The organism is Pseudomonas sp. B10 (assembly GCF_900156235.1).
GTDB lineage: Bacteria > Pseudomonadota > Gammaproteobacteria > Pseudomonadales > Pseudomonadaceae > Aquipseudomonas > Aquipseudomonas siliginis.
On the sequence record NZ_LT707063.1, the window covers coordinates 1,430,069 to 1,444,538 of the forward strand.

The 14,470-nt window shown below is 62.2% G+C and carries 12 protein-coding genes and 2 pseudogenes; 6 read left to right on the top strand and 8 right to left on the bottom strand.

The features are described from left to right. Window positions 1-41 precede the first annotated feature (41 nt). From BXA01_RS27590 to BXA01_RS06360, 3 genes and pseudogenes are all read right to left on the bottom strand, one after another. Window positions 42-863 (bottom strand): methyl-accepting chemotaxis protein, encoded by an 822-nt coding sequence (locus BXA01_RS27590; RefSeq protein WP_370695145.1) that lies wholly within the window; start codon window positions 861-863, stop codon window positions 42-44. Between the two features lie 84 nt (window positions 864-947). Then, window positions 948-1,883, bottom strand: a pseudogene (locus tag BXA01_RS27595) (cache domain-containing protein); the annotation flags it as partial. A gap of 34 nt (window positions 1,884-1,917) precedes the next feature. Beyond that, window positions 1,918-3,234: a Na+/H+ antiporter family protein gene (locus BXA01_RS06360; RefSeq protein ID WP_024013513.1), complete on the bottom strand. Its 1,317-nt coding sequence runs from the start codon at window positions 3,232-3,234 to the stop codon at window positions 1,918-1,920. A 1,610-nt stretch (window positions 3,235-4,844) separates the two neighbouring features. On the opposite strand from BXA01_RS06360, the pseudogene BXA01_RS27600 reads away from it, so the two are divergent. Together BXA01_RS27600 and BXA01_RS27605 are read left to right on the top strand one after the other, a co-directional pair. Next, window positions 4,845-4,901, top strand: a pseudogene (locus tag BXA01_RS27600) (hypothetical protein); the annotation flags it as partial. A gap of 201 nt (window positions 4,902-5,102) precedes the next feature. Continuing rightward, complete coding sequence (locus tag BXA01_RS27605; protein WP_442961914.1) at window positions 5,103-5,807, top strand: methyl-accepting chemotaxis protein; 705 nt, start codon at window positions 5,103-5,105, stop codon at window positions 5,805-5,807. A 204-nt stretch (window positions 5,808-6,011) separates the two neighbouring features. On the opposite strand, the gene BXA01_RS06370 is transcribed toward BXA01_RS27605, so the two are convergent. The 4 genes from BXA01_RS06370 to BXA01_RS06385 are packed head-to-tail and all read right to left on the bottom strand — an operon-like array spanning window position 6,012 to window position 8,613. After that, window positions 6,012-7,325, bottom strand: a complete 1,314-nt coding sequence (locus BXA01_RS06370; RefSeq protein WP_076563606.1) for a sensor histidine kinase — start codon at window positions 7,323-7,325, stop codon at window positions 6,012-6,014. Continuing rightward, window positions 7,322-7,990 carry a response regulator transcription factor gene (locus BXA01_RS06375; protein WP_016775412.1) on the bottom strand — a complete coding sequence of 223 codons (669 nt, stop codon included), beginning with the start codon at window positions 7,988-7,990 and terminating at the stop codon, window positions 7,322-7,324. The genes BXA01_RS06370 and BXA01_RS06375 overlap by 4 nt, the downstream gene beginning before the upstream one ends. A 3-nt stretch (window positions 7,991-7,993) precedes the next feature. Continuing rightward, entirely contained in the window at window positions 7,994-8,305 is a 312-nt protein-coding gene (locus BXA01_RS06380) for a PepSY domain-containing protein (protein WP_016775413.1), read from the bottom strand. Beyond that, the gene (locus BXA01_RS06385; RefSeq protein WP_016775414.1) at window positions 8,305-8,613 is read right to left on the bottom strand and encodes a PepSY domain-containing protein; all 309 of its coding nucleotides are present in this window, start codon (window positions 8,611-8,613) and stop codon (window positions 8,305-8,307) included. The genes BXA01_RS06380 and BXA01_RS06385 overlap by 1 nt, the downstream gene beginning before the upstream one ends. 291 nt (window positions 8,614-8,904) lie before the next feature. Here BXA01_RS06385 and BXA01_RS06390 point away from each other — a divergent pair, with 291 nt between their 5' ends. The 4 genes from BXA01_RS06390 (at window position 8,905) to codA (ending at window position 13,306) form a co-directional block, all read left to right on the top strand. Beyond that, complete coding sequence (locus BXA01_RS06390; RefSeq protein ID WP_076563607.1) at window positions 8,905-9,984, top strand: hypothetical protein; 1,080 nt, start codon at window positions 8,905-8,907, stop codon at window positions 9,982-9,984. A gap of 85 nt (window positions 9,985-10,069) precedes the next feature. After that, window positions 10,070-10,426, top strand: coding sequence for a 6-carboxytetrahydropterin synthase QueD (gene queD, locus BXA01_RS06395; protein WP_007915588.1), 357 nt, complete (start codon window positions 10,070-10,072; stop codon window positions 10,424-10,426). A 359-nt stretch (window positions 10,427-10,785) separates the two neighbouring features. Beyond that, on the top strand, window positions 10,786-12,057 hold the full coding sequence (gene codB / locus BXA01_RS06400) for a cytosine permease (protein WP_076563608.1): 1,272 nt from the start codon (window positions 10,786-10,788) through the stop codon (window positions 12,055-12,057). A 13-nt stretch (window positions 12,058-12,070) separates the two neighbouring features. Then, entirely contained in the window at window positions 12,071-13,306 is a 1,236-nt protein-coding gene (codA, locus tag BXA01_RS06405; protein ID WP_071172997.1) for a cytosine deaminase, read from the top strand. A gap of 146 nt (window positions 13,307-13,452) precedes the next feature. Here the strand turns inward: codA and BXA01_RS06410 are convergent, their stop codons facing one another. Beyond that, window positions 13,453-14,433, bottom strand: a complete 981-nt coding sequence (locus BXA01_RS06410; RefSeq protein ID WP_076563609.1) for a diaminopimelate epimerase — start codon at window positions 14,431-14,433, stop codon at window positions 13,453-13,455. Between the last annotated feature and the right edge of the window lie 37 nt (window positions 14,434-14,470).

Below are 14,470 nucleotides of genomic sequence, written 5' to 3' on the forward strand. Positions count from 1 at the left end.
GGCTCGCTCCCACAGGGTTTATGCAGGGCTCCAGAATTGCGTCAGATACGGAACTGCCCGACCAGCTTGCCCAACCGCTGCCCGAGCTCCGCCAGACTGCGCGACGTTTGCGCGCCCAGTTGGGTTTCATCGGCGACGCTGTCCACCGCCACGGCAATCTGATGCACGCTGCGGTTGATCTCTTCGGCCACCGCCGTCTGCTCTTCCGCTGCGCTGGCGATCTGCGCGTTCATCGAGTTGATCGTCGCGATCAACTGCGCCATGGCATCAAGCGATGCTCCGGCCTGATTGGCTTGCTGCGAAGTGCCGTCGCCGGCCTCGCTGGAACGGCGCATCGCTTCGACCGCTTGCTGCGTGCCCGCTTGCAAGCGGTCGATCATGCCCTGGATTTCCTGGGTGCTGATCTGCGTGCGGCTGGCCAGCGCGCGTACTTCGTCCGCAACCACCGCAAAGCCACGCCCGGCCTCACCGGCACGTGCCGCTTCGATCGCCGCATTGAGCGCGAGCAGGTTGGTCTGCTCGGCAATCGAACGAATCACCCCAAGCACGCCGACGATGGAACTGACGTCCTGCTGCAAGCTGTCCAGCGATACGCCGCTGTTGCGGATATCGTCGACCAATGCATGAATCTGTTTGATGCTGCCCGCCACTACGCGCTTGGCGCTCTGGCCTTCTTCATCGGTCTGCTGAGCGGCGACGGCGGCGTTCTGTGCGCTCTTGGCGACTTCCTGGGCGGCGGCGGACATTTCGTTGATCGCCGTGGCGACCTGATCGGTTTCGTGGCGCTGACGCTCCATGGCCTGATCGGAACGCTGCGCCTGTTCCGAGACCTGGGTGACCAGCCCGGTGAGTTGCGTGGTCATCTCGGTGATCTGCCGCACCAGGCCGTGGATCTTGTCGACGAAGCGGTTGAACGAGCCGGCCAGTTCGCCGAGTTCGTCCTGGCTGGTGATGTTCAGGCGCCGGGTCAGGTCGCCCTCGCCTGCCGCGATGTCGTCGAGGTTGGCTTTCATCAGGGTCAGCGGGCGCAGAATGGTGTTGGCCAGCAGCATGCCCGCCGCCGCGATCACCAACAGCACCAGCACCGCAACGCCGACAATGCTCAGCACCACGCCTTGCACGCGCTCCTGCACTTGCGCCTCGACCTGCGCCACTTGCGCTTCGATGCCGTCGAGGTTGACCGAGGTACCGACCGCCATGTCCCACTTCGGCAGGTATTCGGTGTAGCCGAGTTTCGGCACCAGCACCTTGGCGTTGCCCGGCAGCGGCGAGCTGTATTGCAGATAGTGGGTGCCGTCCTTGGCCACTTTGACCAGGCCGAGGTTGACGTAGACGCCGTTCGGATCGCGGTTGTCCTTGAAGCTTTTGCCCACGCCGTCGGGGTCGTTGGCCTTGAACAGACGCACGGTTTCGGAGTCGTAGCCGAAGAAATAGCCGTCCTTGCCGTAGCGGATGCCCGAGAGCAACTTGATCGCCTGCGCCCGCGCCGCGTCGTCGCCCGGTGCGGCGGCGTCGTACAGCGGTTTGATCGTGGTCATGGCCACGGCGACGTAACTTTGCAGGGTGGCCTTGGCGTCGCTGAGCAGCCGCTCGCGGGTCTGTTCGACCTCCTTGCGCGCCTGTTCCTGGAGGATGAACAGCGTGGTCACGCTGATGACCAGCGCAAAGAGCAGCACCGGCAGAACGGCAAGGGACAGGACTTTAGCCTTGAGACTCAGGCGCATCGGGGGACTCACTCTTTTGATTTTGTTGGCGTGGTTAAAGGCTTTAACGGCACGCCGGAGCAAAAGTTGAGTCCGCAGGCACTGCGTGTCCCTGTGGGAGCGGGCTTGCCCGCGATGGCGGTGTGTCTGAAAGACAAATAACGAATGTGCCGACGCCATCGCTGGCAAGCCAGCTCCCACAGGGTTCAGTGGTTTAGAGAACCATCGCCGCCACCCAGCCAAACACCAGCAGCGGCAGGTTGTAGTGCAGGAAGGTCGGTACGACGGTGTCCCAGATGTGGTGATGCTGGCCGTCGATGTTCAGGCCGGAGGTCGGGCCGAGGGTCGAGTCCGAGGCCGGTGAACCGGCATCGCCCAGCGCACCGGCAGTGCCAACGATGCAGACGATGGCGATCGGGCTGAAGCCCAGCTGCACGCACAGCGGCACGAAGATCGCCGCCAGAATCGGCACGGTGGAAAACGACGAACCGATGCCCATGGTCACCAGCAAGCCCACCAGCAGCATCAACAAAGCCCCGACGCCTTTGCTGTGATTGATCCAGGCCGCCGACGATTCGACCAGCGTCTGCACCTGCCCGGTGGCCTTCATCACTTCGGCAAAGCCTGAGGCGGCGATCATGATGAAGCCGATCATCGCCATCATCTTCATGCCTTCGGTGAACAGATCATCGGTCTCGCGCCATTTGACGATGCCCGACACCGAGAAAATCAGGAACCCGACCAGAGCGCCGATAATCATCGAGTCCAGCAGCAATTGCACGACAAACGCCGAAGCAATGGCCACACCGGCAATCATCAGGCTCAGCGGGTTGTAGTGCACCGCCGTCTGCTCGACCTGTTCGATCTTCGCCAGGTCATAAACGCGCTTCTTGCGATAGCTGATAAACGCCATCGCCAGGCCGAAAACCATGCCCAGTGCCGGGATACCCATGGCGTGGGTGACATTGATGCCGCTGATGTCGACGCCGCTGCGGGCGACGTTGGCCAGCAGGATTTCGTTGAGGAAAATGTTGCCGAAGCCCACCGGCAGGAACATGTAAGGGGTGATCAGGCCGAAGGTCATGACACAGGCGATCAAACGGCGATCGAGTTGCAGCTTGGTCAGTACATATAGAAGTGGCGGCACCAGCAGCGGAATGAAGGCGATGTGAATCGGCAGGATGTTCTGCGAGGCAATCGCCACCACCCACAGCAGGCCGATCAGCAGCCATTTGACGTTACCGCCGCCGGTTGCATGCTGCCGATCCACCATGGCCAGGGCCTTGTCGGCCAGCGCATGGGCCAGGCCAGATTTGGCAATCGCCACGGCGAACGCGCCGAGCAAGGCGTAGGACAACGCCACGGTCGCGCCGCCGCCCAAGCCGCTGTTGAACGCCTTGAGTGTTGCGTCGATGCCCAGACCGCCGGTCAGGCCACCGACCAGCGCCCCGACGATCAGCGCGATCACCACATGCACGCGCGACAGGCTGAGGATCAGCATGACGCCGACGGCTGCTATGACTGCATTCATTTCACTACCTCAAAAAACACTGCGGGTGAAAACACACCGCCAGACAGGATGAGTCCGCCCGGGTTGGCCGGCGGAGGTGTACAGAGGGTCTTGTTAGAGGGCGCGCACTGTGCCGCAGAGTGGCGGCGGTGTCAAAGCCCTGTGGCGAGGGGATTTATCCCCGTTGGGTGGCGAAGCCGCCCCCGGCAAACTTCAAAACAACCCTATACGCAGGGGTCACGACTGCTTCGCAGCCGAACGGGGATAAATCCCCTCGCCACAGGACCACAGGACTACAGGACTACAGGACTACAGGACTACAGGATCACAGGATCACAGGACCAGCATGCGGCAATCGGTCATATTGCGCTCACGGCATAAAGAAAGCCGAAACGCGGCCGCTACAGTGCAAAGTCTCAGATATTTATCGGATAAGGATGTTTTCCATGTCGCTCAGACAACTTTCCATCCAATGGAAAATCACCCTGCTCGCCGGCCTCTGCCTGGCCGGTATCGTGACCCTGTTGGTCGGTCTTTCGCTGTATCGCATGGAACACAGCTCGGCGCTGGTCAAGGCCTCGAGCATGGAGATGCTCACCGAGTCGGCGCAGGCGCGGATCGAGTCGCAAGGTGAAGTGCAGGCCGCCGGCATTCGTCAGCAGTTCATGGACGCCTATCAGTACGGCCACGGTTTCTCGCGGCAGGTACTGTTTTTGCGTGAGCAGGCCGAGAAGCGCTTTCTCGATGCCTTCGATCTGCGCGAGGACATGACCCGTCAGGTCAAATCCGCGCTGCAAGCCAACCCGGATCTGCTCGGCCTGTCGCTGGTGTTCGAAGCCAATGCGCTGGACGGCAAGGACGAACTGTTCGCCGATCAGGCTGAGCTGGGCAGCAACGACAAGGGCCGTTTTGCCCTGTACTGGTCGCAGCCGACCCCGGGCAAAGTCACTTCGATGGCGCTGCCGGAAAGCGACATGAGCGACACCAGCACCGGCCCCAGCGGTCAGGCCGCCAACGCCTGGTTCACCTGCCCGCGCACCACGCTCAAACCCTGCGTGATCGAGCCGTACTTCTATGTCATCGACGGCCACAAAGTGCTGATGACCAGCATCGTCTTCCCGCTGCAAGTAAACGGCAAAGTCATCGCCTCGCTGTCGGTCGACATCAACCTCAACAGCCTGCAAGCGATCAGCCAGAACGCCAGCCGCAAGCTTTACGACGGTCAGACCGCCGTGAGTATCGTCAGCCCCGCCGGCCTGCTCGCCGGTTACAGCCCGGATGCCGGCAAACTCAGCCAGCGCCTGGATGCGGTGGATCAGGCCAGCGGCAGCGAGTTGCTGCGCCTGCTCGCCGCGAGCACTGGCGTGAGCAGCCTGCACAGCAACGGCCAGTTGAAAGTGCTGTCGCCGTTCCAGCCGATTCCCGACGGACCGGCGTGGGGCGTGTTGCTCGATGTGCCAGAGCAAGTCCTGGTCAGCCGTGCCGAAGCGCTCAAGCAGCAACTGGATGCGAGCAATACCTCAGGCACGCTGATTGAATTGAGCCTGGGCCTGCTCGCCGCGCTGATCGGTCTGTTGCTGGTGTGGCTGATGGCGCGCAGCGTGACCAAGCCGATCCTCGGTGTGGCGCACATGCTTGAAGACATCGCCAGCGGCGAAGGCGATCTGACCCGGCGTCTGGCCTACGACAAGCAGGACGAGCTCGGCCAGTTGGCCGGTTGGTTCAACAAGTTCCTCGACAAGTTGCAGCCGATCATTGCCGAGGTTAAACGCTCGGTGCAGGACGCGCGCAACACCGCTGACCAGTCCTCGGCCATCGCCACCCAGACCAGCGCCGGCATGGAGCAGCAATACCGTCAGGTCGATCAGGTCGCCACCGCGTCCCACGAAATGAGCGCCACCGCGCAAGACGTTGCACGCAGCGCCGCGCAGGCCGCCGAAGCTGCCAAGGACGCCGACCGCGCCACCCGTCAGGGCCTGACCGTGATCGACCGCACCACCGCAAGCATCGACACCCTCGCCGCCGACATGAGCGCAGCGATGGTTCAGGTCGAAGGGCTGGCCGCCAACAGTGAGAAGATCGGCACGGTGCTGGAAACCATCCGCGCCATCGCCGAGCAGACCAACCTCCTGGCACTCAACGCCGCCATCGAAGCCGCCCGTGCCGGTGAAGCCGGACGCGGTTTTGCCGTGGTCGCCGACGAAGTGCGCAACCTCGCGCGCCGCACTCAGGAGTCGGTGGAGGAAACCCGCCAGGTCATCGAGCAATTACAGAACGGCACGCACGAAGTGGTCGGCTCGATGGGCAACAGCCATCGTCAGGCCCAAGGCAGTGTTGAGCAGGTGGAACAGGCTGTCACGGCGTTGCGGCAGATCGGCGATGCGGTGACGGTGATCAGCGACATGAACCTGCAAATCGCCAGTGCTGCCGAAGAGCAAAGCGCGGTGGCTGAAGAGATCAATAACAACGTGGCGACGATTCGCGATGTGACGGAATCGCTGTCCGGACAGGCGAATGAATCGGCTCGGGTGAGTCAGTCGCTCAACAGCCTGGCGAATCAGCAACAGCGGTTGATGGATCAGTTTCGCGTTTGATGCACAAGTGCGGGGTGTCAGTTCCAATCCCCCCTCACCCCAGCCCTCTCCCCCCAAGGGGGGCGAGGGGGAAAGGGAGCCGATCTTCATGCCATTCAAGTCCTGAGTTCGACTCGGATTTCAAGTGGGTGAATCTCTCAAGAACAACACAATCAGTCCCCTCTCCCTCTGGGAGAGGGTTAGGGTGAGGGGCTTTTCAGGGGCTCACCGCCGAGGCAGTTCAATCACCACTTTCAACCCGCCCCACTCGCTTTCGCCCAGCACCAGCAAGCCACCCCAGGTATCGACGATATCCCGCACGATCCCAAGGCCGAGCCCATGCCCGTGGGTCTGCTCATCCAGCCGCGTGCCACGGCTGAACACCTGAGACCGCTGCTCTTCGGGAATCCCCGGGCCGTCATCTTCCACGCTCAGGGCGAAGCCGTCAGACCGTTCGATCACACTCAAGCGCACCTCGGCATCTGCCCATTTGCAGGCGTTGTCGAGCAGGTTGCCGAGCAGTTCGAGCAAGTCCTCGCGGTCCCACGGCAGTTGCAAGCCCGGCGGTGCGACGTAACTCAAGGCCAGATGCTCGCCGTGAATCATGTTCAGCGTCGCCAGCAACCCCGGCAACTCGGCATCGCAATCGAACAACGCACCGGGCAGCGCATCCCCGGATAACCGCGCGCGATTGAGTTCGCGATTGAGGCGCTGCTGCACCTGCTCCAGTTGTTCCTTGAGAATCCTGCGCAGCTCGGGATGGTCATCGAGCTTGTCGCTGGAGGCCAGGCTGAGCAGCACCGCCAACGGGGTCTTCAGCGCGTGGCCAAGGTTGCCCAAGGCATTGCGCGAGCGCTTGAGGCTGTCTTCGGTGTGGGCGAGCAAATGGTTGATCTGCGCCACCAGCGGCTCCAGTTCCACCGGCACCTGATCGTCGAGTTGCGAGCGCTGGCCCTGTTGCAACTGAGCGATCTGCTCGCGCGCGCGTTCCAGCGGTTTCAGCGCGCGGCGTACGGTCAGGCGTTGCAGGAACAGGATCAGCAGCAACGCCGCCAGCCCCAGGCCGAGGCCGATCTGGCGCATGCGCTGGAAGCTGTCGCTGACCGGCGTGTAATCCTGGGCGACGCTGATCGAGATCGATTGACCCAGGCGTCGATAGTCCGAGCGCAGTATCAGCAAGCGTTGCCCGCCCGGGCCCAGTTGCAGGTTGCTGTGTAGCCCCGGATGTTGCAGCAGCGGCAGTTCCTGATCCCACAGCGAGCGCGAACGCCAGTGGCTGTCGGAAAAATCGATGCGAAAGTAATGCCCGGAAAATGGCCGCTGATAGGCCGGCGACAGATGCCGCTCATCGAGTTGCAGACCTTGCGGGCCGCGCACCAGCGCTACCAGCAGGCTCTCGCTGTCGTTGCGCAGGCCGGCTTCGAGGTAGCGCTGCAAACCGACTTCGAACAACCACAGGCTGGTTTGCGCCAGTACCAGACCGACGACCACCATCACACTGATCAAACCCAGGCTCAAACGGCGCTGGATTGATCTCATGAAGCTTGCCCGCCGAACAGGTAACCCTGGCCGCGACGGGTTTCGATCACGCTTTTGCCGAGCTTGCGCCGCAGGTGATTGACGTGGACTTCGAGGACGTTGGAGTCACGCTCGGTTTCACCGTCGTAGAGGTGTTCGGCGAGGTGGCTTTTCGAGAGGATCTGTTCGGGGTGCAGCATGAAATAGCGCAGCAGACGGAATTCAGCGGCGGTCAGCTGAATGTCGGCGCCGTCGCGAACCACGCACTGGCGGCCTTCGTCCAGATGCAGGCCGGCGGCTTGCAAAGTCGGCTGGTTGGCCTGGCCCTTGGAGCGGCGCAACAGTGACTGAATCCGCAGGTACAGCTCTTCCGGATGGAACGGTTTGGTCAGGTAATCGTCAGCGCCGGCCTTCAGCCCTTCGATGCGCTCGGCCCAGGAATCACGCGCGGTGAGGATCAGCACCGGAATCGCCAGGCCGGCGGCGCGCCACTGCGCCAGCACGTCCAGCCCCGGTACGCCGGGCAGGCCGAGGTCGAGAATGATCAGGTCATAGGGCTCGCTGCTGCCCTGATACACCGCATCGCGGCCATCGGCCAGCCAATCCACTGCGTAGCCTTGGCGTTGCAGGCCGGCGAGCAGTTCGTCGGCCAGCGGTACGTGGTCTTCCACCAGAAGCAAACGCATCGATCAATCTTCCTTGTCTTTGACTAACTCGCCGGTATCGGCTTTCAGGTGCAGCTCGCGCGCCACGCCTTCGACCGTCAGCAATTCGACTTCGTAAATGTACACGTCGTGTTTTTCTTCCAGCTCGACTTCCAGCAGTTTGGCGCCGGGGTAGCGATCCATGGCCTGCTGCAGCACTTGCTCCAGCGGCAGGATCACGCCATCGCGACGCAGGGCCAGCGCCTCGTCCTGATCGAGGTCGCGAGCCATGGCCGTACTGCACAACAACACCAGCGCCAGCGCCGTCAGGCGGGTGGCGCGACTATTCAGCTTCATTACGTATCCTGATGATCCCTGAGCACTTCACCATCGACCGCGTTCAACTCCAGATCCCACTTCAGCCCTTTCGGGTCGCGCAGTTCGATCTGGTAAATGAACTTGCCGTACTCTTCCTCCAGCTCGGTCTCGGTGATTTCCGAACCGGGGTGTTTTTCCAGCGCGATGGCGTTGAGCTTCTCGAAGGAGACGATAGTACCAGCGTCGCGCAAACGAAGCGCCTCGTCAGGTCCGAGATCGCGCGCCAGCGCAGTGTTGGCGCCAAGGCCGAGGATCGAGGCAGTGGTCAGGGCAGTCAGGGTTTTCATGGGTGTCTCCGAATTCTTATATGTTGCTTAAGGTGGGCACGATAGCGGGGTCAACTTAACTGAAACTGAATGGCCATCATTGTGCCCCATTGCTGGCAAGGTCCCCTGTGGGAGCGAGCCTGCTCGCGAAGACGGAGTGTCAGCTGCAGCGATGTTTCTGACCCGCCGCCTTCGCGAGCAGGCTCGCTCCCACACTGGTTTGCGTCTGCCCCCCTTGTGGGGCAGGCTCACTCCTACATGGGCCTGCAACATGTGCTTATAATCGCCAGCTTGCTAACGATCGAGACCGGTATGACCGCCATCCACATCAAGTTTCCTGCTCTCACCCTCAAGGCCGGCCCACGGGCCATGGCGCGGATTCGTGCGCAAGGTTTGCACGCCGCTGACGTCGGCACCCTGCCCGGTGCGGCCGGTGGGCCGAAGGCGTTGGGGATTCAGGGGCTCGATCTGGCGTTGTTCGGCGAGTGGCTGCCGAGTGCGCCGCGTGAGCGTTCGCTGATCGGCGCGTCGGTAGGTTCCTGGCGCTTCGCCAGCGCCTGCCTGCCGGACGCCGCCCAAGGCATTCGCCGCCTCGGTGAGCTGTACGCCGAGCAGCATTTCAACAAAGGCGTGAGCATGGCCGAGATCAGCCAGAGCTCGCAGCGCATGCTCAATGATCTGCTCGACGGCCGCGATGCGAGCATCCTCGAAAACGCCGATTACCGACTAAACATCATGGTGGTGAAAAGCCAAGGCCGCCTCGCTGAAGACCATCGCGGGCGCCTCGGTCTGGCACTGGGTTCAGTGATCGCCGACAACCTGCGCGGTCGTGCACGGCTGTCGCGGCACTTCGAACGGCTGATCATCCACGATCCACGCCTGGCGCCGCCGCTTGATGCCTTGACCGATTTCCCCTCGCGCTTCGTTGCCCTCAACACCGGCAACCTGCGCCAGGCCCTGCTCGCTTCCGGGTCGATTCCAATGGTCATGGAAGGCGTACGCGACCTGCCCGGGGCCGGCGCGGGTACGTTCCGTGACGGCGGTTTGCTCGACTACCACCTCGACCTGCCCTACAGCGGCGACGGTATCGTGCTCTATCCGCACTTCACCGATCGAGTGATTCCCGGCTGGTTCGACAAGACCCTGCCATGGCGCCGCGCTTCGGTGCAGCGTCTGCAGGATGTGCTGCTGGTCGCGCCATCGAAGGAATATCTGGCGCGCCTGCCCTACGGCAAACTGCCCGATCGAAATGACTTCAAACGCTTTATGGGCGATGCGCCGAGCCGGCAGAAATACTGGCACGCGGCGATGGACGAGAGCCGGCGGCTGGGCAACGAATTTCTCGAACTGACGGCCAACGGTCGCCTCGCCGAGCGCTTGCTGACCCTTTAGTCAGCACGGCCAAAGACAAGCTGATAAACTCGCCGCCTGCCCGAATCGCTGCGGCGAACGCCATCTGAACAGAGCCGAAAATACCGTGGAAATCTTCAAAGAGTTTACTTTCGAATCCGCCCACCGCCTGCCGCACGTCCCGGACGGCCACAAGTGCGGACGCCTGCACGGCCACTCATTCAAGGTCGCGCTGCACCTGAGCGGCGACCTCGATCCGCACACTGGCTGGATTCGCGATTTCTCCGAGATCAAAGCGATTTTCAAGCCGCTGTACGAACGCCTCGACCACAACTACCTGAACGACATTCCAGGCCTGGAAAACCCGACCAGCGAAGTGCTGGCCAAATTCATCTGGAATGAGATGAAGCCATTGCTGCCGGAACTCAGCGCGATCCGCATTCATGAGACGTGCACCAGCGGCTGCATCTATCGCGGCGAATAAGCCGATCCGAAGACCACTGCAAAACCCTGTGGGAGCGGGCTTGCCCGCGATAGCGGAGTGTCGGACACATCAATGTTGGATGTTCCGACGCCATCGCGGGCAAGCCCGCTCCCACAGGGGTCAGTGCCGGATTGAGTTCAGAAACAGCCTCCACGGCTGTTTTTTTATGCCTATGCTGTCCGCTCCCCGCCAAGAGGGCAGCCCCATGACGGCTCGCTCCCACATTGGGCTCCTGCTGCATTCAGTGCACTGCTTTCGCGCTGAAAATCCCAGTCGCGTCTACACATTCGGTCACTTGCTCCGCTTGGCACGACCGCTGCAACCCTTCTGCGTCTTCCCCTTCCAGCAAGGACTGCCCCATGACGCAGAACGCCTCCGGCAACGATTACCCGCTCAGTGAAGTCCCCATGCACGCGCGCAAAGGCCTGGCCTCGACGGCGATGGTGTTACTGGGCTTCACGTTTTTCACTGCGACCATGTTTGCCGGCGGCAAGCTCGGGGTCGCGTTCGGTTTCGCCGAGATGATGGTGGTGATCATTGTCGGCAACTTGCTGCTCGGTCTGTACGCGGCAGGCTTGGGTTACATCGCCTTCAAGAGCGGCCTCAATTCGGTGCTGATGGGCCGCTTCTGTTTTGGCGAAGTCGGCAGCAAGCTCAGCGATCTGATTCTCGGCTTCACCCAGATCGGCTGGTACGCGTGGGGCACGGCGACGGCAGCGGTGGTGATCGGCAAGTATTTCAATCTCGATGAAACCACCGTGCTGGTCCTGATGGTGCTGTTCGGTCTGGGTTTCTGCGCTACGGCGTACATCGGTTATCGCGGACTGGAAATTCTCTCGTACATCGCGGTGCCGGCGATGATGTTGCTGCTGATGCTGTCGATGTGGGCAGCGACCGTGAAAGTCGGCGGTTTCGAGGGATTGCTCAGCGTGGTGCCGACGGGCTCTCTGGACTGGTCGACAGCGATCACCCTGGTGTTCGGCACCTTCGTCAGCGGCGCAACGCAAGCCACCAACTGGACGCGATTTTCGCGCTCGGCAAAAGTGGCAGTGCTGGCAAGCCTGATCGGTTTTTTCATCGGCAACGGCCTGATGGTGCTGATCGGCGCATATGGCGCGATCGTCTATCAACAGCCGGATGTGGTTGAAGTGCTGCTGTTGCAAGGTTTCGCCATGGCCGCGATGGCCATGCTCTTGCTGAACATCTGGAGTACGCAGGACAACACCATCTACAACTTCGCCGTGGCCGGCTGCAACCTGCTGCGGACCGGGCGGCGCAAGACCGTGACCCTCGGTGGCGCGGTGATCGGCACCCTGCTCGCCCTGCTCGGCATGTACGACATGCTGGTGCCGTATCTGATTCTGCTCGGCACGGTGATTCCGCCGATTGGCGGGGTGATCATGGCTGACTTCTTCTACCGCTGGCGCGGGCACTATCCGCGCCTGGCCGACGCACGGTTGCCGGCGTTCAACTGGCCGGGGCTCGGGGCCTACGGGGTGGGCACCGTCGCTGCGTTCAGTTCGCCCTGGGTCGCGCCGCTGGTAGGGATCGCCGCTGCCGCGCTAACGTATGTCATCGTCACCGGTATGCTCGGCGCCCGTCGCGTCAGCGCACCACTACAAGACCTATAAAAGGATTTGCCTGATGCACATCATCAACGCCCGCCTGCGCAACCAGGAAGGCCTGCACGAATTGCACCTTGAAGACGGCCTGATCCACAGCATCGCCCGTCAGACCGAAGCGCCGACCCTCGGCCCGGATGACCTCGATGCCGGCGGCAATCTGGTGGTGCCGCCCTTCGTCGAGCCGCACATCCACCTCGACGCCACCCTCACCGCCGGCGAGCCGCGCTGGAACATGAGCGGTACGTTGTTCGAGGGCATCGAATGCTGGGGCGAGCGCAAAGTCACCATCACCGAAGAAGACACCAAGACCCGTGCCAAGAAGACCATTCAGGCCCTGGCCGCCCACGGTATTCAGCACGTGCGCACCCACGTCGACGTCACCGACCCGCAACTCACCGCGCTCAAGGCCATGCTCGAAGTTCGCGAGGAAAGCCGTCACCTGATCGATCTGCAAATCGTCGCGTTCCCGCAGGAAGGCATCGAGTCGTTCCGCAACGGTCGCGAGCTGATGGAAGAAGCGATCCGCATGGGCGCTGACGTGGTCGGCGGCATTCCGCATTTCGAATACACCCGCGATCAGGGCGTCAGCTCGGTGAAGTTTCTGATGGACCTGGCCGAGCGCACCGGCTGCCTGGTCGATGTGCATTGCGACGAGACCGACGATCCGCATTCACGCTTCCTTGAAGTGCTTGCCGAAGAAGCACGCAGCCGCGACATGGGCGCCCGCGTCACCGCCAGCCACACCACGGCGATGGGTTCTTATGACAATGCCTACTGCGCCAAACTGTTCCGCCTGCTCGGCCATTCCGGGATCAGTTTTGTTTCCTGCCCGACCGAAAGCATTCACCTGCAAGGGCGCTTCGACAACTTCCCGAAGCGCCGGGGCGTGACCCGCGTCAACGAACTGCTCGAAGCCGGCATGAACGTGTGTTTCGGTCAGGACTCGATCGTCGACCCGTGGTATCCGCTGGGTAACGGCAACATCCTGCGCGTGCTCGAAGCCGGTCTGCACATCTGCCACATGCTCGGTTATCGCAACCTGCAAAGCGCGCTGGATCTGGTCACCGACAACAGCGCCAAAGCCATGCACCTGGGCGAACGTTACGGACTGGAACAGGGCCGCCCGGCGAACCTGCTGATTCTCTCGGCAGACAGCGACTACGAAGTGATCCGCAGCCAGGGCCTGCCGCTGTATTCGATTCGCGGCGGCAAGGTGCTAATGAAGCGGCAGATGCCGGTGGTGGAGTTCAGCTGAGAAGTACGCTGAACCTGATGGGCCGAAAGCAAAACCTGTGGGAGCGAGCCTGCTCGCGAAAGCGTTCTTTCAGTCGATAGAAATGTGGCTGACACACCGCCATCGCGAGCAGGCTCACTCCTACAAAAGCATCGCTAGTCGCCGAATCAAGCGGTCAACCGCGCCGTGCCAAACAATCTGACGCGCAGCAACTCCCCTTGCGAAACCTCAAGCAAAACCGGTGCGGTGCCACCCGGCATGACCACCCGCACCTCCCCTGCCTCGACCCAACCCACCCGCCACGCTGCACACGCGACCGCGCTGGCGCTGGTGCCGGATGACGCGGTTGGACCTTCGCCACGCTCGAATACCCGCGCAGCGATTTTCTGCGGCGACACCAGCACGGCCCATTGCAGATTAACGCCCGCCGGGCAGGGATTGCCGGCACCGGTGGGCATGGCATAGGCGATTGCTGTAAGCCGTTGGTTCAGGGTGGGTTCACGCATCTGTTCGTTGCTCGGCAAAGCGCTTGCATCGCTGAGCAGCGTTACACAGTGCGGATTGCCGATACGGACGAATTGGCTGTGTGCCCAGTCAGGATTGAGTTGCGCCAAGGGCTGGACATGGCTGACGTCGCGATTATTGATTTGAACGCTCTCGACTGCCTGCGCCCCAACGGCTCGCGGGCCGAATCCGGGCCGGCCGAGGTCGAGCCAGAAACCGCGCACGCCTCCGACTTCGGCCGGTGTCACCCCGGTTTCCAGCGCTTCGCCCTTGTCATGATGAACGCGCAATACTGCGCCCTGCTCCGCCATCAAGCCTTGCTCGGTCAATGCCTGAGAAAAAATCGTCAGGCCGTTACCGCTGCGCTCGGCGAGGCTGCCGTCGGTGTTAACGATCAGCACATCGAACGGCGCAGATGCCTGGAACGGGCCGATCAGCAGGCCGTCGCTGCGGTGGGGTTTGCTGTTGGCCGGGCGTTGGCCGTCGGGCCAATGGCAGCACAGGGCGATGGCGGCTTCGCTCCAGTGCTGCCTGGATACGGCGCACTCTGCGGCCCTCGCTGGCAAAGCGATTCCGGCCTCGCGCAAGGTTTCGGGTGAGACCACAGCGTAGATATTGCCGCGTGCGTCGTAGAACTTCGTCATGCCTTGTTCCCGTATTCCATGCTGGCGAAAATCCGAC